A 16,851-nucleotide genomic window follows, 5' to 3' on the forward strand; every position below is an offset into this window, starting at 1 on the left:
CCCTCTTCGCTTCGAAAAAAAAATACTTATTTTGCAATATGAAAATATGTTTCGCAACCAACAATCCTAAAAAGATTGAAGAGGTAAAGGCCGCCTTGGGGGAGGATTTTACCATTGTTTCACTGGAAGAAATCGGCTGCCAAGAGGAATTGCCCGAAACGGGAGACACCTTGGACTTCAATGCTTTTCAGAAGGCCCGACATGTCTTTGAAAATTACGGAGTGAGTTGTTTTGCTGATGACACGGGGCTGGAAGTTCATGCGTTGGAGGGTGCGCCAGGCGTATATTCGGGAAGGTATGCCGGAGAACCCCGTAGCGATGAACGGAATGTCGAGCTGCTGCTCAATAACATGGAAGGTAAAATCGACCGTAAAGCCCAATTCAGAACGGTGATTGCCCTAATCCTAGACGGCAAGGAATACAGTTTTGAGGGAGTGGCTAAGGGCGAAATCATACAAGAACGAACCGGTGATGGAGGGTTTGGCTATGACCCTGTGTTTAGGCCTGATGATCACGAAGAGACCTTCGCGGAGCTCAGCATGGAGGCGAAAAATGCCATTAGCCATCGCGGAAAAGCAGTGCGAAAATTGATTCACTTTCTGAACAGTTACCGTTAAGCATTCGTCACAGCAAGCCTGTCTGCCAGGCAAGGAGGTAACCACAGCAGTCCCATTTAGTGGGCAAAAGGCCTCCCTGAACCATAATCAGTTGCCAATTCTTGGGTTGAAAGGTATCCTGGTTACCGAACACTCGAAAGGCTCTTTCGCGAGAAATTATATAGACATGAGAAAACCTTATATCGTTGGCATCACAGGGGGAAGTGCTTCCGGCAAAACCCTATTTCTGAATCGGCTGCTGCAAAGCTTCGACCCTGGTGAGGTCTGCCTGATTTCTCAGGACAACTATTACAAGCCAATCGACCAGCAGCCGCTGGATGAGGAAGGTGTTGAGAATTACGATACGCCCTTTTCGTTTGATTTTGATGCCTACGCAGAAGATATACAGAAAATCCAGCGTGGCGAACATGTTTTCCGGCAAGAATACACGTTTAACAATCCCGCAAAGACACCGCAGATGTTGGAATTTAAGCCCGCTCCCGTAGTGGTCGTGGAGGGGATTTTTGTGCTTTACTCACCAAAATTATCCAATCTACTGGACCTCAAGGTGTTTATCGATGCCAAGGATTACATCAAACTCAAACGCAGAATCGTCCGCGACAAGGTCGAAAGGGGCTATGACCTCGATGATGTGCTATATCGCTACGAAAAACATGTCATGCCCACCTACGAAAAATACATCGACCCTTCAAAGCATGATGCCGACCTGATCATCCCCAATAACGACAGCTTTGACAATGGCCTGGAAATGGTAAAGATTTTTCTAAAGGAAAAGATCAATGACCAACCCTGCATTTGAGCAAAAAAGACAGGGCTTATTTGTTGGAAGGTTAAAATGTACAAAGCTTATAGGGTAAGCATAAGCTGATCGGGATTTGCAATCCCGAACGATCAATAGCAGAGGATTTGTATTGCTCAAAAAGCCACTCCAACACTGGAGCCAAAACTACCCAGTAAACATGATTTATATCAGCCCCAAGACTTTCGACAGTCCTTTCAAACTGGCAAAGTGTTTGCTTTATTCGCTCCAAATTTAAACCAAGTTAAAAATTACCATGATGAAAAAGTTTTTATTTGCAGCATTAGCAGTCTTTTTACTACTGCAACCCGAAGAGTCTAAGGCGCAAGTAAGTGCCGGTATTTACCAGCAAAACCTGAACACTTACTTAGCAATAGGTACAGATCCCGATGAGAAAATGTTCGGGGAGTTGCGTCTGGGGGCAGGTGATGAACTTGACCTAGAAGGTACTTTTGGGTACAATTTCATCCAAAAACAGGAAGTAAACTTTTACAGCGGTGCCCACCTGGGCGTGGCCAATTTGACCACAGACTTTTCTGAAGCTTATTTGGGAGTTCCTTTGGGCCTATTGGTGAAGCCTTTTTCTGCAGCCCCTAACCTGGGCTTTCTACTGGAAGCCAGCCCACTGGTCGGCTTTGACAGCGGCGACGGCTACCTTAGAGCAGGCATCGGCTTGAAATACACGTTCCGTTAAGGATAGTGCTTACGAAAACAAAGAAGCCGTTTCCAAAATCATAGAGATGATCTTCGAAACGGCTTCTTTCACAATAGATGTCTAGAAAGTAAAGGAGAACCCCTTACTCGCCATAACCATCTTACTATAGCCAATTTGGCTACTAAAACCTAAACGCCAATCCCAAATTCAAATTGACCATTTCCTGCCCATAAAATAGGCTTGGGCAATAACCCAAATCAGTTTTTAGGTAGAGGCCGTTTTCGCTGATCCTATTCAGCAAGGATAACCCTAATCCAAACTGATCGCGCTGAATAACGCCATAATTAATACTTGTTACCTTATACTCTTCCCCGTCAATAATCATTCCTCTTGATATACTAGATGATACTGCCTGAAACGAAGATCTCAAGTACATACCATACACACTCAGTATCATGGAGGGGCTTTGATAAATATCATAGCCCACATATGCCCTGAACTGGCCCAAATTCACTTTGTCTATTTTATCCGGGTCTGCCATTTCAAAAATCCAGCTATCTTTGCCATCCAAGTGGCCTCTTCCATAGCTGATGCCCACATATACCTTGTCCCAGATGTGCCTGCTATAGGAAATGGAAGCCCCAAAGGAATTCCACTTCTCCGGTCTGGTCGAGTACTTGGCATAATTATAAAAACCCGATAGAGCGAGTTCATTCTTTGGAATGCCTTGCCCATAAGTGGGCAAAGCCATCAGAAGGATAATCGGTATCAATAATATTTGCTTAAACATACCCAGTTTTGTTTAATGTCTTGTTCTCAATGTAAACTCCATCTGAGAATGCCTGATTACTGGATACTTTTTGTTTTCGTAGGTTCTGGTAATCAAATTCCCGTTTCCATCAAAGGCATCCCCAGACACATAATAATTGTCCTCCAATAGTTCACACTTATACATTTCCATATAGGTGTTTTGGTGGTCATCGCCTAGTAATTTTACACCATTGGCCTTAAGTTCAAACGAAACAGGTAACGTGACACCGTCTTTATTAACCTTTACATCTCCATCTAGTTTGAAGCTACTAGCCCCTCTCTCTACAGCCCAGATCATAGTAAAGCTTTCAGATTCGTAGGGTAATCTTGAAATAAGTAAAGGACCACCTTTCCATTTTTTCTTTTTGGCATCTTTTCTTGAAATTTTATAGCTAGTTAATGCCTTATTGACATCATTTCCTAATTTAGGTGTCCCCCCACCTAATTCCGACACATTTCCCCATGCAATCCACATGTGTACCTTGTTGTTATTTGGCCAGCTCCGGATATTATCAGTTAGCCTAAATTCTGGCATGGATAAAGTAAATCTAGTTGATGGAGTAAGCTGAGCGCATCTAAGTTCAGTGGTCGGAGAGGAATGGTAAGTAGTCCCTCCACCTGTTCCAGCAACAGGCGATTCCACAAAATTATTAAATGACCCAAGTACCATCGTAGGATTGGATGAACCATATTGGTCATCCAACATAAAAGGCTGGACCTTTTGCCTTATTTGGTATGGTGCCTTGGAATTATAATTATGTGCAGTTGTTTTATCAGTTAAGCTGACCTTTACTGCTGGAGTTTCTCCTTTCCAGTTCGGATCCTTGGCTAGTCCCTCAAGCTCCATTTCTTCTGTCCACCATGAAACCGTCAATTCACTTAATCCCGAGGGATCAAAATTCTCACCCAAATAAGGCGCTATCACCTCAATATCATTCTCCTTAATAAAGGAAACTAAGCTATCCAGTGTAGTGTTACTTCCGGCAGTTCTTTAAAATGCCGTGCCCTGATGAAATGCCCTCACTATTGCAGACTGCTTCCTGCTTAGAGGATCTTGTCCCTCTTCAAATAATAACCGGAGCTTATTTCTCCGGAATTACCCTTTAATTTCCCAAAACCAAAAAGTTCGGCTCTTGCCTCTGGGTCTTTCATTACCTCTCCCATATAGAGGGAAAGTTCCTCCAGCTGCTTTTCATACGCTTGGTGATCCATTGGATTGGTTTCGGTTGACCCTACTTCCTCATGCTCTGTCATTAAAGGTTCTTCCTGTCCATTTTCCTGACAAGAAGTCCACGTCAGGGTTCCTAAAATCATTAAGGAACATAAATAAATAGTAAATCTTTTCATTGTAAAGGAGTTTAAGTAAATGAATAGTACATTCTAATACTCCAATATTTAAATTCAAAAGAATCCCCTACGCATCCCTACGCAAAATGACATAAATCACCTAAAAAATTGTCATCTATCATTAATAAGTAAAAAAGCCTTGCAACTAACCGCTGCAAGGCTTCTTTATTGTTTTTACAGACCTACTCATTCGTAAGCGTAAGTTATCGTCACTTTACCTACAAGCGATCTTGTTCACCCGGTTGGCATGCCTTCCGCCTTCAAATTCCGTGCTGAGGAAGGTGCCGACCATTTCCTGGGCCAGTTCATACGGCACGAACCTCGCGGGAATAGAAATCACGTTGGCATCATTGTGTTGGCGGCTGAGGGCGGCCAAGTCCTTATTCCAGCAGATGGCTGCACGGATGCCTTGGTGCTTGTTGGCAGTGATGGCCACTCCATTACCACTGCCGCAAACCACAATGCCCTGCTTAAACTCACCGGCTTCGATGGCCTCACACAATGGATGCACATAATCCGGGTAATCCACGGAAGCATCCGAAAAAGGTCCAAAGTCCTTCACTTCATAACCTTCCGCTTCCAAAAAGGCCACTAATTGCTGCTTGTAATCAAATCCGGCATGGTCACCGCCGATCGCTATTTTCTTTGACATGATATGATTTGGTTAATAGTCTTCTGCTGCTCGTTCTTCCCGTCGTCTTCGCTCCAGCCGCTTGGCGATCATAATTCCTGCCTCATACAGTACCAATATCGGCATGGCAATCAACAGCTGACTGATGACATCTGGCGGAGTGATAATCGCCGACAGCAACAGGATGACCACAATGGCATGTCTTCTGTATGACTTCAGCATCGCTGCACTAACAAGCCCTGACATGGACAGGAAGTAAATCACCACTGGAAGCTGAAACATCACTGCAGAAGCCAATACCAACATCACCAAGGTAGAGATATACGAAGTGATATCAAATTCATTGGCAATGGAAGGATCCAAGCGGTAATGTGACAGGAAATTAATGGACAGTGGCGACAGGATATAATACCCGAAAGCAGCCCCCATAAAGAACAGCAAGCTCACAAAGAACACTGCTCCCCGAGCAGCATTTCTTTCTTTGGAATAGAGCCCTGGGCTGATAAAACGCCACACTTCCCAAAAAACATACGGGAAAGCTACGATCAGCCCCACCACCAAACTGGAGGTCATGTGCATGGAAAATTGTCCCGTCATCTGCCTACTCTGCAGGATGAAGGGGAGTTCTTGGATACAGAGCGCCGGAATGCTCAATGCATCTGAGACCTTGCAGAGCATCCTGTAGGTGAAAAAATCCACCTTGGATGGCCCCAAAATCACCTGTCCAAAAACAAAACTCTTAGAAAGGAAGGCCAGTACAGAGAAAATCAGCACGGCAGCTATGGATCGGACCAAATGCCAACGCAGTTGCTCCAAATGGTCCAAAAAGGACATGCCGTCTTCTTCCTCTTCTTCCCGGTATTGATCTAATGCCACGTAGTTTCTTCTTTACTTAATACAATGGAAATTGAACCATCCAATCGTTGACTTCCTGCTTGATCTTAGCAAGGGCAGCCTCGTCTTCATGGCTCATCAGTGACCTGTCGATCAAGTCCACGATCTTGGTCATGTCTTGTTCCTTCAGGCCACGGGAGGTAATGGCGGCGGTTCCCACACGCATACCGGAGGTCACAAATGGTGAACGGGTATCGAAAGGTACCATGTTTTTATTGATGGTGATGTCCACTTTGCCCAAGGTCTCCTCGGCGATTTTACCGGAAAGGTCCTTGTTGCGCAGGTCGATCAGCATCAGGTGATTGTCTGTGCCACCAGAAATCAGTTTATAGCCTTTTTCCACGAAAGCCTCGGCCATCACGGAAGCATTTTTCTTTACTTGTAGGATGTACTCCATATATTCATCCGAAAGGGCTTCTTGGAAAGCCACTGCCTTAGCGGCAATGATGTGCTCCAAAGGACCTCCCTGCATGCCAGGGAATACGGCAGAATCCAAAAGCTGTGTCATTTTTCTCAGCTCCCCTTTAGGATTCTTGATACCAAATGGATTCTCAAAATCATCCCTCATCATGATAAGTCCACCACGAGTACCCCTGAGCGTCTTGTGCGTGGTAGTGGTCACGATGTGGCAGTGCTCTAATGGATCATTCAATAAACCGCGGGCTATCAGTCCAGCTGGGTGAGAGATATCCGCCAGCAATAATGCACCTACTTCATCGGCAATCTCCCTGAACCGGGCATAGTCCCAGTCACGGCTATAGGCAGAAGCACCACAGATAATCAGTTTTGGCTGTACCTCTCGGGCCTTCTCGGCCACTTTGTCCATATCGATGATACCGGTTTCTTCCTCCACTCCATAGAAGTGCGGCTTATAGTTCTTACCGGAGAAGTTTACCGGAGAGCCATGGGTGAGGTGTCCACCATGGGAAAGGTCAAAACCAAGAATAGGATCACCAGGATTCAGACAGGCCAAAAATACCGCTGCATTGGCTTGGGCACCCGAGTGAGGCTGTACATTGGCCCAAGTAGCTCCAAAAAGCTCCTTGGCACGGTCAATGGCAATCTGCTCGATGTCATCCACTACTTCACAGCCACCGTAATATCGCTTCTTGGGAAGTCCCTCCGCATATTTGTTGGTCAGGACACTACCGGCGGCCTCCATTACTTGCTTGCTGGTGAAGTTTTCAGAAGCAATCAACTCGATGCCCCTTTTTTGACGGTCTTCTTCTTTTTGGATAAGGTCAAATATTACCTGGTCTCTTTTCATGCGTATGATCTTGTTTTTACAGTCTTCTTCGGTCTGTGCCAAAGCCTCTTCCGATGATTCCCTTCCCTCACCACTTCCATTGATCACTTTGAGATATATCGAATCTATTTTGGCTGTCCAAAATTAGTTCGAAACAATGTATTATCCAATTGATTGGGAAATTGCTTATGCAAATCACTTTTGAAAAATTTGATTAATTTAATTTTCCCCTCGGAAGGTCTTCCATGTAATGTACTTTCGGCACATGATGAGAGGATGATGTTCGAGGTGGTTACCAAGCTTTCATACCTAAGGCACGATCATGATGCGCTAAAGACAATAGTAAAGGTCTGGTGATCCAGGGCAAACGCATTTAACATTAATTTCGTGTAGGGCAGCTATCATCCGTGCCGCTGGCACTCCTTCTGGAGGTGGAGGAGGCCTTAACATCCAGCGGATGAATCCGCTGGTTACTAAATCCATCGTGCCGCTGGCACTTTCTCCAAGTTTGTACATTAGGATAGCAGCAGCCTATCGCAGAAAATGCTGAAAGGGCAAGGACATCAGTTGGTTTAAAGGACGAATAAAGCATCGCACCTGTCTGCCCAAGTGGGGAGAATGATTTAGATGAGTTTAACCCGGAATATCAATGTTGTTTAGTTAAGAGGTTTTTCCAATACGGATCGTCCTTTGAGAGAATTATGGTTTTAATCCATGGCCTTTTTTTACATGTATAAAATGGATCCGCCTTGCAGGTATTGGGTGTTAAGAAATTAAAAGTGGGCGGGCAAGAAGGCAGGCTTGTTTGACGAAATGCTGGGCAAAAAAGGTGGTTGACAACTAAAAAGGAGGAGTTTGCCTGCATGAGGGAAGGTTTTAATTTTAGGCCAATAGATGCACACCTGTGCGCCGTGGCGTAGCGGCGGGTTTTTTTTGGTTACTTTTTTGACCTGAAGCAAAAAAGTAACATAAGGTAAAGAGATGAAAACCAGGTTTTGTGTTTAAAAACGCAATGTCAGCGGTTCCGCAGTTCAGCTGTCGAAACCACGGAGTCGATGATGTTACCCATAGAAAAATTATAATTTTCCAATCTTTCAATTGATCGCTGAATCCACCGAGACCTGTGCATTCCCAAGCGTAACGCCAACATAGTCTCCTTTATTTAAACGGCAGTTTGCTGACATCCACATTACCTCCTGAAATGACAATCCCTACTCGCTTATTTTCAAAAATTGCTTTATTGGCCAAAACCGCAGCTAGGGGCACAGCACTACTGGGCTCAATGACTATTTTCATCCGCTCAAAAATCAACCTCATCGCAGCGATAATTTCTTCATCAGTGACCGTTAGGATTCCTGCTACATATTGGGAGATAATCTCAAAATTTCGCTTACCAAGGGAAGTGAGCAGCCCATCAGCAATAGTGTCCGGATGTTCCATTGGGATGATCTTATTGGCCTTTAGACTGCGAAAAGCATCATCAGCTCCTTTTGGCTCAGCACCATAAACGGGGGTCTTCCGTGATAGGTAGTGTGTTGTTAAGGCCGTCCCCGCCAATAGCCCTCCACCGCCTACAGGCGTAATGATCACGTCAAAGGGGATTTCTTCGTTCCACATTTCGAGGGCACAAGTGGCCTGCCCTTCGATGACGTCCATGTAATCATAAGGAGGGATAAATGCAGCACCGGTTTCTTCCACGACTTTTTCGAGGGCGGCTTCGCGTGCTTTTAGCGTAGGTTCACATTCGATGATCTTGCCCCCATATTGCTTTACCGCAGCTTTCTTGATGGCAGGAGCAGAGGAAGGCATCACGATGTAGGCTTTGGTTCCCGTCTCTTTAGCTGCTCGTGCCAGTGCAGCAGCGTGATTGCCACTGCTATGAGTGGCCACACCATTTTGCTTTAGCTTGGGAGGTAATTTAAGAATGGCGTTGGTTGCTCCCCTTGCTTTGAAGGCGCCTACTTTTTGGAAATTTTCACACTTGAAGTAAAGTTGACTGTCTGCCATTTTGTTGATGGCTTCACAGGTCAAAATGGGCGTATGGTGAATATAGGCCATGATCCGCTGATAGGCCTGTTTAATGTCAATTAACTGTGGTATTCTATATGTCTGCTGCATGTGTATAAAGTTAACATTTTGAACCCAAATTGCGTATATTTCGCCAAATTATCCAAGATGAAAAAACTACTTGATTTGCTCTCAACCAAGGAAATATACCCGCTTGTCGGGGTAAAACTAAACGCTAAAAACAGCATTTTATTGGATTTCACTGCCAAGAACGAGGATTTGTCCACCTTGGATATCTCTAGTACACCGTTATTTGACGAGTATGTTTTTGGGCAACTGGATGCTGCCAATAAGCAGTTTGGAATAGGTGGCTACTTGGAGCCAAGAGCCATTTACCATCGAAGTGAGGTATTTGGGAAAGATGATCAGGAAAGAAGGTCCCTTCACTTGGGTGTGGACATCTGGACAAAAGCAGGGCAGCCCATTTATGCGCCATTGCTAGGCCGTGTACATAGCTTCCAAAACAACGAAGGCTATGGCAATTACGGCCCCACTATTATCTTGCAACATCAATGTGAAGGAGTAAACTTCTTTTCCCTCTATGGCCATTTGAGCAACACTGACCTGCATGGCTTAGAAGTAGGTCAAACCGTCCATCCTGGACAGGAATTTGCGCACATCGGTCCATTTCCTGAAAATGGGGACTGGCCTCCGCATCTTCATTTTCAGCTGATCATGGATTTAGGTGACCATTGGGGCGACTATCCAGGGGTCTGCGCACCAAAAGACTTGGATTTTTACCATAACAATTGCCCAGACCCAGGGGTATTATTGGGTATGGACAAGTTTTGATGAAAAACGGACAACCTTCCCAATAGTCAAGCAAATGACAGGCAGTTGACCGCAGATGAATAATCCTTCGGCACCCTGCACCATTATTTAGGCAATGAAATTAAGTGATCTCAGAAAGCGCGCAGATTTTCTGGAAATTTACACATAATTGCTCTAAGCGTTATTCAGCAAATTGAAGTTTAACCAAATTGGCATAAAATCCACCTTCCTGTACGGCCAAGTCATCATGGCTACCTTCTTCTACGATTTCGCCATCCTTCATGACATAGATTCGGTCCACTTTTCGGATAGTGGCCAATCGGTGGGCAATGACAATCGTCGTACGGTTTTTCATCAATTCGTCCAAGGCTTCCTGCACCAATGCCTCTGACTCTGCGTCCAAGGAGGAGGTGGCTTCATCAAGTATCAAAATAGACGGATTTTTCAGAATGGCCCGAGCAATGGCGATGCGCTGCCGCTGACCACCGGAAAGTTTGATGCCCCGTTCACCAACTAAGGTGCCCAAGCCTTCAGGGAATTTACCGATAAACTGCCAGGCATTGGCTTTTTTGGCAGCTTCGATAATTTCTTCTTCTGTGGCGTCGGGCTTAGCGTAAGCGATATTTTCGCGGATGCTTCCCCCAAACAGCAACACCTCTTGAGGAACAATCCCGATGTTTGAGCGGAGTTGTTTAAGGTTCCAGTTTTTGATGGGTTTATCATCTATCGTGATTTCACCGAAATTGATCGAATAAAACTTCATCAGCAGCTGGATGATGGTGGATTTTCCAGCACCGGAATGACCAGCCAAGGCGATTTTTTCGCCAGACTTAATGGATAAGTTGACATGCTTCAGTACATCCGCTTCGGGTCTAGTGGGGTAATTAAAGCTGACATCATTGAAAGCAACGTCACCTTTGATCGGCACTTCATGGTAATCTGCCAGAGATTCCTCCGGTGTTTCGTCCAGGATTTCGAGGACACGCTCTGATGAGCCGATGGCTTTTTGTACTTGGCCATAAATATCTCCCAGTCCCGCTATCGAACCACCAATGAAGGTAGTATATAGTACAAAGGAAACCAGGTCACCAATGCTCATGGCACCTGTACTCACCATCATGGCACCATACCACATGACCGCCACGATGCCACCAAAAAGTGCAAAGATGATAAAGGAAATAAACGCTCCCCTAAAGCCTGCTGCTTTTAGGGCTATTTTAACAACTCTGTTAAGCCCTTTTTCGTATCGCGCAGATTCATAGACTTCGCCGGCAAAGGATTTTACGGTGCTGATGGATTGTAGGGTTTCTTCTACGATGACATTGGCTGAAGCCAGTTCATCTTGGGTTTCTTTGGAGAGTTTTCGGATAAATTTACCAAAAACCATGGCGATGATCACCAAAACCGGAAAAGTGGCCAGCATAAACAGCGTCAGCCGTGGAGTGGTCACAAAAAGGAAAACAGTCCCAGCCAGCAAGGTAATGATCTGCCTGAAAAGCTCCGCCAAGGTGACAGAAAATGTATCCTGTAGCAAGCTGACATCCGAAGTGATCCGGCTGATCAGCTCTCCTGTACGGCGCTTGTCAAAGAAACTCATCGGCAGGTGCACTAATCTTCCGTAAAGCGAAAGCCGAATATCGCGCATGGACCGTTCACTTACCAAAGCAAATAACCAGACCCTGAAAAAAGAAAATACACTCTGCACGAATAGAATACCGACAAGCACCAAGGCGATGGTGTTGATATTCGAAAACATCCATTCCTTGCCCTGCGCCACGTCGATAAGCTTACCGGCGACATAAGGAAAGGCCAAGAGTGTTAGGCTCGAAAACAACAGGAAGATCAACCCTAACGTAAAAATCCCTTTGTAGGGCAAAACAAAATTAAAAATGCCAATCAGCTTACTGAGGTTTTTCTTGTTCAGCTTCCTCTTTTCGTGTTCTTCCAGTGCTTTTTTCTTTTTTGCCATATCGGATGGGCTACTTGTTCATTTGCGGCTACAAATGTACAAGATTTGGTTTATAAATGATAACGTTCGCTATATCAATAGAAAATATGGGGCCAGTCGGTAAATGCTGTTTGTAACTACGGTCTATTTCCGCTTTCGGATGAACAATGCACCAATTCTTTTGAAGATTTTTTTCTCCTTCTCCCAAAAGAATGAAAACTGGCCAAAGAGAAAGCCATAGGCCAGTAGCATGATCTGGTAAAGTGGCAAGACCAATAGTAGATAAAATACCGTCTTCCAAAATCCCCCTGAGGACATGTCCACTCCCAAAAGATCAAAAATTGGTTGTTTGATAAACAGCACCGTAAATCCTGTACAGGCAAATACCAAAAGCACCAACAGGACCTGCCAGATGCTCTTGAGTTGCCATTTTTGTTGGAGTCTTTTCAGGAAGCCATTTTCATTCATGCTACATTCTCTTCATTTGGACAAGGCAAATTATCCATAATTATGTATATCTGCAATGAGACCAGTAATCATCGAGGCATTAAATAGATCCTCACAAAAGCCACGGAAATCCCAGAAAAGCCTTGTTTCATTCTGGGTATTCTGTGCTTTCGGTGAGAAATAAAACCTACTGACAAGAAAGCGTATCATTACATAAAAGGTTCCAACAGCCTATATACGTTCCTCAAATATTGGCAGTTAATCCTTTTCACTTCTGCCGCGGCCAGGTAATCGCTATAATGCCGCATTAATCTACCCTGAAAATCGGATACCTCATGTGCTCCTTTTCTTTCCAAGGAGAATGTTCATACACCCATCTCAATTGGGCAGAACCATCCCTTGCGAAGTCAGTATCGGCAGCCTTTTTCTTTTCCAGCTCTTCCTGCAATCCCGGATTTTGTGCCAGGTAATCGGCTGCCAAATCTTCAAACACATAGGCAGAATATCCTTCTTTGGACTGAAGGATGGTGTCAAAATAATTCCACGCAAAGTAGCTGTCTTCAGCCTGAGGCTCCAGCACTTCCATGATGAAGCCATTGACGGACTGGTCCATGGGCACAAGCCAGTCACCGGCGCGAAGGCTTACCTCTTGGGAAGTCTTTCTTACCTGAATATTGGAGTGGAGGTAATGGCCTTCATAGGGCTTTTGTAAGGTTTCGAAGTCTGTGATATGGTACGCCGTGACGCGAATGGTAGAGTCAGCCTTCACCGTCTTCATATGCACTTGATTTCGCCGTAGATTTTCTACTACCTTTAGCCAACCTTGGGGAATGACGTAATAGTTTGGCTTTTTGATCGAGAGCGAGGGGGAATAGGTATCGTAAAAATCCACTGCTGCCTCAAAAGGCTTATTGCGGTCATAAAAAAGCCTTGGCTCACCAGAGATCTCACTCGCCTTATGGCCTGATTCGTAGCCTAGAAAATCGATTTTCACTGGATTCTCCTTTACAATTTGGTAGTTAAAATCGAAGCTTTCTTGGTTTTTCGCTGCTTCCCGATCTGCTTCCACCGCCGTGACAATCTCCTCCCTGTCCCGCTCAAAAACCGTCGTATAAGACTGGAAGAGTTTGTACATACTTTCTACCCGTTGCCGATAGGTTTTGAGCATATGCGCTTCTGGTACGTAGCTAATGGTGTGGAAAAGTGAAGCATAGCCGCTGGAATACCGCGGTGAATCCTTAAACTGTGACCATCCGTTTTCGGGTACATCGCCCCAGACATTCACATAAGGCACCAAGGGAGAACCACGCTCTTTCATTTGGCTGAAGAGGCCAGGGGTGAGTTTTTCATACATGTACTTTCCGGCAGCTCCGCCTAGCATATTATGCTGTGTCTCAATGAAGGTCATGACGTGCTGGTAATCTGCGCCATTGCTGGTGTGGGTATCAATGAAGACGTGCGGCTGCAGCCACTGAAAAATTTCCTGAAAGCTCTTGGAGTTTTCAGTGTCTGTTTTGATAAAATCCCTGTTCAGGTCATAGTTACGGGCATTTCCCCGAAACCCATGGGCTTTGGGTCCTTCTTGGTTTACCCGGGTGGTCGAATTTCTATTGAGGTGCCCACCGATGTTATAAACCGGAATCAAGGCCAGCACCATGTCTTCCTCCCAGTTTTCTTTTCCCTGCAAAATATCCCGGAGGTACATCATGGAAGCATCAATGCCCACAGGCTCACCCGGGTGGATGCCGTTGTTTACAAATACCACCAGGCGTCCTTCAGCCTGCCAGCTTTCGGGGTCAAAACTTCCCTTTTTGTCCAAGATGACAAGGTGCAAGGGCTTGCCGCTGTCCGTTTTACCCATCTTCTTCAGCTGAACCTCCGAAAAATCTTCGGCCAATTTTTCATAATAAGCCATCACATCGGCATAGGCAGGAGTGGCTATTCCTCCCGAAGACTCAAATAAGGTGGTGTACTGCTGCTGAGCAAAGGCGGTAAAAACAAACCCCGCCAAGGTCAGCACTAGTATTAGTTTTTTCATAACGGTTGATTTATATCATGTCAATATCCAGGCAAGGTAGTCAAAGAATGTTTTAGGAGAAAAGACACTTTTATAAGCACCAGACTTTTTTTACACAACTGGGCAACAGGCTCGTCAAATCACCCCAATAACCACTAACACTTGGAGGCTACCTCCTGCAGGGCATTGCTGACCAAGTCATACTCAAATCCTCTGCTGATCAAAAAACGGTGGATTTTGGCCTTTTTCTTAAAGAGGTCATTCTCTTGGGTGGTCGCCCATTTTTTTTCGGCAAGCCCCAGCAGTTCCTTCCAATACTCATCCGGGTCAATTTCCTTCATGCCCAGCCGCATGCAATTTGCCGAAAGGCGGTGTTGCTTCAAACCCTGCTCTATCTTCAGCCGCCCCCACTTTTTGAGGTGGAATTTTCCCCTGACGTAGGCCTCCGCAAAGCGCTCTTCATTGAGGAAATTCTCCGTGATCATCACAGAAATAAGTTCTTCCACCTCATCCTGATAGAGCCCGTAGCTGTATAGTTTGTCCCTCACTTCCTGCTGGCTCCGCTCTTGGTAGGCACAGAATGCCGCGATTTTCACCTTTGCTTGGCCGAGCGTTAGCGTTTTTTTCTGAGGCTCTTGTGAATAATCTTTTCTTGGGAAGGACATTTTATGTAATTTTAGCAGCGAAACATCTTTTTGGGCAAATCACCCAAAAAGTCTTTTCTCATTCAAATATATCAAACCTAACCTAAATTATCATGCGCAAGAAAATCGTCGCCGGTAACTGGAAAATGAACGGAACGCAGGAAGAAGGCCAAAAGCTGACTTCTGAGATTGTCAATATGGTCAAAGACGAAAGAATCAGTGATGTCACTGTGGTGCTGAACCCTCCTTTTGTCCACGCTTCCAATGTAAAAAAACTGATCGGTGGAGTAGATAACATCTTCTTGGGTGGACAAAACTGCTCTGATAAAGCCTCTGGTGCCTACACCGGGGAGACTTCTGCCAGCATCTTGGCGTCTTTTGGAGCCAGCTATGTGATTATCGGTCACAGTGAGCGCAGAGAATATTTTGCGGAATCCAACGAGCAACTTACCGAAAAAGTAAAACTGGCCTTGGAAAATGGCCTTACTCCTATCTTCTGCTGCGGCGAGCCACTTGAAATCAGGGAAGCCGGTACGCATGAAGCATATGTAAAAGATCAGTTAACAGAGAGCCTATTTGGCCTGAGCGAGGAGGACTTTGCCAAAATCGTAATCGCTTATGAACCGATCTGGGCGATTGGCACTGGCAAGACAGCTTCTTCTGACCAAGCTCAGGATATGCATGCGGCCATCAGGACGCACTTGGCCAGCAAATACGGCCAGCAGATCGCTGACGGCACCAGCATCCTTTATGGAGGTAGCTGTAAGCCGGATAATGCCCAAGAGATTTTCGCCAAACCTGACGTAGATGGTGGATTGATCGGTGGTGCATCCCTTAAATCCAGAGACTTTGTGGACATCATCAAGTCCTTCTAAGATAAATAGAGGCTGTTTTTATGAAACAGCCTCTTTCTTCAAGCATTACACCACAAACTTTTCTATAAACGATGGAATACCTCGAGTTTAAAATTTCCTGTTCACAAGAATTTTCGGAAATCCTCATGGCCGAATTGAGTGAAATCGGCTTTGACTCTTTTTTGGAAACTGACAATGGTGTAGATGCTTATATCCAGGAAGACCTTTTTGATCGGGAGAATTTCCAGGAAGTAATTGGCCGCTATCAGCAATTGGCCAGCATTTCACTTATCGAAGGCAAAATGCCCAAAGTCAATTGGAATGAGGAATGGGAAAAACACTACGACCCTATATCCATTGGCAATGAAGTATATGTCAGGGCCTCCTTTCATGCACCAAGGGAAGATGTCAACTACGACATCCTGATCAATCCAAAAATGTCCTTCGGTACAGGCCACCATGCCACCACCTACCTGATGCTTTCCCATCAGCTGGAAGTGCCGCATGAAGGCAAAAGCATGATTGACATTGGCTCTGGAACGGGGATCTTAGCCATCATGGCCTACAAACTGGGTGCTAAAAATATTGAAGCTTTTGATATCGACAATTGGTGTGTGGAAAACGGTAATGAAAACTTCGAGCTTAACGGCATGGATCAAGTGAAAATGGGCCATGGCACCATTCGTGAAGTAAATCCCAAAGGGCCATTTGACATCGTCATGGCCAATATCAACAAAAATGTGCTTTTGGACGAAATGGAGGTGTATGTTTCCTTGATGAAACCGGACGCCAAACTTTTTCTTAGTGGTTTTTATGAGCACGACATACCCGATCTCCAGTACCGGGCGGAATCCCTTGGCCTTCACCTGAAAGGTCAAAAAGTGAAAGACAATTGGGCGGCGATTGTTTTTGAAAAAAGCTAGTCAAGGAGTGGGGGACGAAAGGCAGCCGAAGAAAAACCAAGTTGTCCCGCCATCGCCGACACGGAACTGCAGGCTGAGTCTATGATAAGACTCAAGAATATGCCCTAATTTTTCCTTGCTATAATTGATCTTGTTGTCCCGCTGTCTCTGACGCGGGATCCTATCAACCGAGTCTTCGAAT

17 protein-coding genes are annotated in these 16,851 nt (G+C 45.2%); 6 read left to right on the forward strand and 11 right to left on the reverse strand.

The window, feature by feature from the left end:
- The first annotated feature begins 38 nt into the window (after positions 1–38).
- The 3 genes from FDP09_RS03840 (at position 39) to FDP09_RS03850 (ending at position 2,110) form a co-directional block, all read left to right on the forward strand.
- The gene (locus tag FDP09_RS03840) at positions 39–617 is read left to right on the forward strand and encodes a non-canonical purine NTP diphosphatase (protein WP_137401386.1); all 579 of its coding nucleotides are present in this window, start codon (positions 39–41) and stop codon (positions 615–617) included.
- Positions 618–783: 166 nt separating this feature from the next.
- Positions 784–1,416: a uridine kinase gene (gene udk / locus FDP09_RS03845; protein WP_137401387.1), complete on the forward strand. Its 633-nt coding sequence runs from the start codon at positions 784–786 to the stop codon at positions 1,414–1,416.
- A 259-nt stretch (positions 1,417–1,675) separates the two neighbouring features.
- Positions 1,676–2,110 carry an outer membrane insertion C- signal gene (locus FDP09_RS03850; protein ID WP_187328788.1) on the forward strand — a complete coding sequence of 145 codons (435 nt, stop codon included), beginning with the start codon at positions 1,676–1,678 and terminating at the stop codon, positions 2,108–2,110.
- Positions 2,111–2,252: 142 nt separating this feature from the next.
- On the opposite strand, the gene FDP09_RS03855 is transcribed toward FDP09_RS03850, so the two are convergent.
- From FDP09_RS03855 to FDP09_RS03885, 7 genes are all read right to left on the reverse strand, one after another.
- A complete protein-coding gene (locus FDP09_RS03855) occupies positions 2,253–2,861 on the reverse strand; it encodes a hypothetical protein (protein WP_137401389.1) in 609 nt (202 codons plus the stop codon).
- A 12-nt stretch (positions 2,862–2,873) separates the two neighbouring features.
- On the reverse strand, positions 2,874–3,728 hold the full coding sequence (locus FDP09_RS03860; RefSeq protein ID WP_137401390.1) for a hypothetical protein: 855 nt from the start codon (positions 3,726–3,728) through the stop codon (positions 2,874–2,876).
- Between the two features lie 197 nt (positions 3,729–3,925).
- Complete coding sequence (locus FDP09_RS03865; RefSeq protein WP_137401391.1) at positions 3,926–4,228, reverse strand: hypothetical protein; 303 nt, start codon at positions 4,226–4,228, stop codon at positions 3,926–3,928.
- Between the two features lie 214 nt (positions 4,229–4,442).
- Complete coding sequence (rpiB, locus tag FDP09_RS03870; protein WP_137401392.1) at positions 4,443–4,880, reverse strand: ribose 5-phosphate isomerase B; 438 nt, start codon at positions 4,878–4,880, stop codon at positions 4,443–4,445.
- Between the two features lie 12 nt (positions 4,881–4,892).
- Positions 4,893–5,735, reverse strand: a complete 843-nt coding sequence (tatC, locus tag FDP09_RS03875; protein WP_137401393.1) for a twin-arginine translocase subunit TatC — start codon at positions 5,733–5,735, stop codon at positions 4,893–4,895.
- Positions 5,736–5,751: 16 nt separating this feature from the next.
- On the reverse strand, positions 5,752–7,020 hold the full coding sequence (gene glyA / locus FDP09_RS03880; RefSeq protein ID WP_137404933.1) for a serine hydroxymethyltransferase: 1,269 nt from the start codon (positions 7,018–7,020) through the stop codon (positions 5,752–5,754).
- Positions 7,021–8,157: 1,137 nt separating this feature from the next.
- Complete coding sequence (locus FDP09_RS03885) at positions 8,158–9,117, reverse strand: pyridoxal-phosphate dependent enzyme (RefSeq protein WP_137401394.1); 960 nt, start codon at positions 9,115–9,117, stop codon at positions 8,158–8,160.
- A 57-nt stretch (positions 9,118–9,174) separates the two neighbouring features.
- On the opposite strand from FDP09_RS03885, the gene FDP09_RS03890 reads away from it, so the two are divergent.
- Complete coding sequence (locus tag FDP09_RS03890; RefSeq protein WP_137401395.1) at positions 9,175–9,858, forward strand: peptidoglycan DD-metalloendopeptidase family protein; 684 nt, start codon at positions 9,175–9,177, stop codon at positions 9,856–9,858.
- Between the two features lie 160 nt (positions 9,859–10,018).
- On the opposite strand, the gene FDP09_RS03895 is transcribed toward FDP09_RS03890, so the two are convergent.
- From FDP09_RS03895 to FDP09_RS03910, 4 genes are all read right to left on the reverse strand, one after another.
- Positions 10,019–11,806: an ABC transporter ATP-binding protein gene (locus FDP09_RS03895; protein WP_137401396.1), complete on the reverse strand. Its 1,788-nt coding sequence runs from the start codon at positions 11,804–11,806 to the stop codon at positions 10,019–10,021.
- Between the two features lie 123 nt (positions 11,807–11,929).
- The gene (locus FDP09_RS03900; RefSeq protein WP_137401397.1) at positions 11,930–12,253 is read right to left on the reverse strand and encodes a DUF6787 family protein; all 324 of its coding nucleotides are present in this window, start codon (positions 12,251–12,253) and stop codon (positions 11,930–11,932) included.
- 286 nt (positions 12,254–12,539) lie between these two features.
- Positions 12,540–14,270 (reverse strand): M14 family metallopeptidase, encoded by a 1,731-nt coding sequence (locus FDP09_RS03905; RefSeq protein WP_137401398.1) that lies wholly within the window; start codon positions 14,268–14,270, stop codon positions 12,540–12,542.
- A 134-nt stretch (positions 14,271–14,404) separates the two neighbouring features.
- The gene (locus tag FDP09_RS03910; RefSeq protein ID WP_137401399.1) at positions 14,405–14,914 is read right to left on the reverse strand and encodes a regulatory protein RecX; all 510 of its coding nucleotides are present in this window, start codon (positions 14,912–14,914) and stop codon (positions 14,405–14,407) included.
- 92 nt (positions 14,915–15,006) lie between these two features.
- Between FDP09_RS03910 and tpiA the strand changes: the two genes are divergently transcribed.
- A complete protein-coding gene (tpiA, locus tag FDP09_RS03915) occupies positions 15,007–15,768 on the forward strand; it encodes a triose-phosphate isomerase (RefSeq protein WP_137401400.1) in 762 nt (253 codons plus the stop codon).
- A gap of 71 nt (positions 15,769–15,839) precedes the next feature.
- Positions 15,840–16,670, forward strand: coding sequence for a 50S ribosomal protein L11 methyltransferase (gene prmA / locus FDP09_RS03920; protein WP_137401401.1), 831 nt, complete (start codon positions 15,840–15,842; stop codon positions 16,668–16,670).
- The last annotated feature ends 181 nt before the right edge of the window (positions 16,671–16,851 follow it).

The sequence above is a fragment of the Echinicola rosea genome (assembly GCF_005281475.1).
Taxonomy (GTDB): Bacteria; Bacteroidota; Bacteroidia; order Cytophagales; family Cyclobacteriaceae; genus Echinicola; species Echinicola rosea.

Coding starts and splice junctions, on each gene's coding strand:
- FDP09_RS03865 (WP_137401391.1), bottom strand. CDS start 4,228: ATGAAAAGATTTACTATTTATTTATGTTCCTTAATGATTTTAGGAACC.
- tpiA (WP_137401400.1), top strand. CDS start 15,007: ATGCGCAAGAAAATCGTCGCCGGTAACTGGAAAATGAACGGAACGCAG.
- FDP09_RS03855 (WP_137401389.1), bottom strand. CDS start 2,861: ATGTTTAAGCAAATATTATTGATACCGATTATCCTTCTGATGGCTTTG.
- FDP09_RS03840 (WP_137401386.1), top strand. CDS start 39: ATGAAAATATGTTTCGCAACCAACAATCCTAAAAAGATTGAAGAGGTA.
- FDP09_RS03890 (WP_137401395.1), top strand. CDS start 9,175: ATGAAAAAACTACTTGATTTGCTCTCAACCAAGGAAATATACCCGCTT.
- FDP09_RS03900 (WP_137401397.1), bottom strand. CDS start 12,253: ATGAATGAAAATGGCTTCCTGAAAAGACTCCAACAAAAATGGCAACTC.
- FDP09_RS03850 (WP_187328788.1), top strand. CDS start 1,676: ATGAAAAAGTTTTTATTTGCAGCATTAGCAGTCTTTTTACTACTGCAA.
- FDP09_RS03860 (WP_137401390.1), bottom strand. CDS start 3,728: ATGGAGCTTGAGGGACTAGCCAAGGATCCGAACTGGAAAGGAGAAACT.
- FDP09_RS03910 (WP_137401399.1), bottom strand. CDS start 14,914: ATGTCCTTCCCAAGAAAAGATTATTCACAAGAGCCTCAGAAAAAAACG.
- udk (WP_137401387.1), top strand. CDS start 784: ATGAGAAAACCTTATATCGTTGGCATCACAGGGGGAAGTGCTTCCGGC.
- glyA (WP_137404933.1), bottom strand. CDS start 7,020: ATGAAAAGAGACCAGGTAATATTTGACCTTATCCAAAAAGAAGAAGAC.
- FDP09_RS03905 (WP_137401398.1), bottom strand. CDS start 14,270: ATGAAAAAACTAATACTAGTGCTGACCTTGGCGGGGTTTGTTTTTACC.
- FDP09_RS03885 (WP_137401394.1), bottom strand. CDS start 9,117: ATGCAGCAGACATATAGAATACCACAGTTAATTGACATTAAACAGGCC.
- rpiB (WP_137401392.1), bottom strand. CDS start 4,880: ATGTCAAAGAAAATAGCGATCGGCGGTGACCATGCCGGATTTGATTAC.
- prmA (WP_137401401.1), top strand. CDS start 15,840: ATGGAATACCTCGAGTTTAAAATTTCCTGTTCACAAGAATTTTCGGAA.
- FDP09_RS03895 (WP_137401396.1), bottom strand. CDS start 11,806: ATGGCAAAAAAGAAAAAAGCACTGGAAGAACACGAAAAGAGGAAGCTG.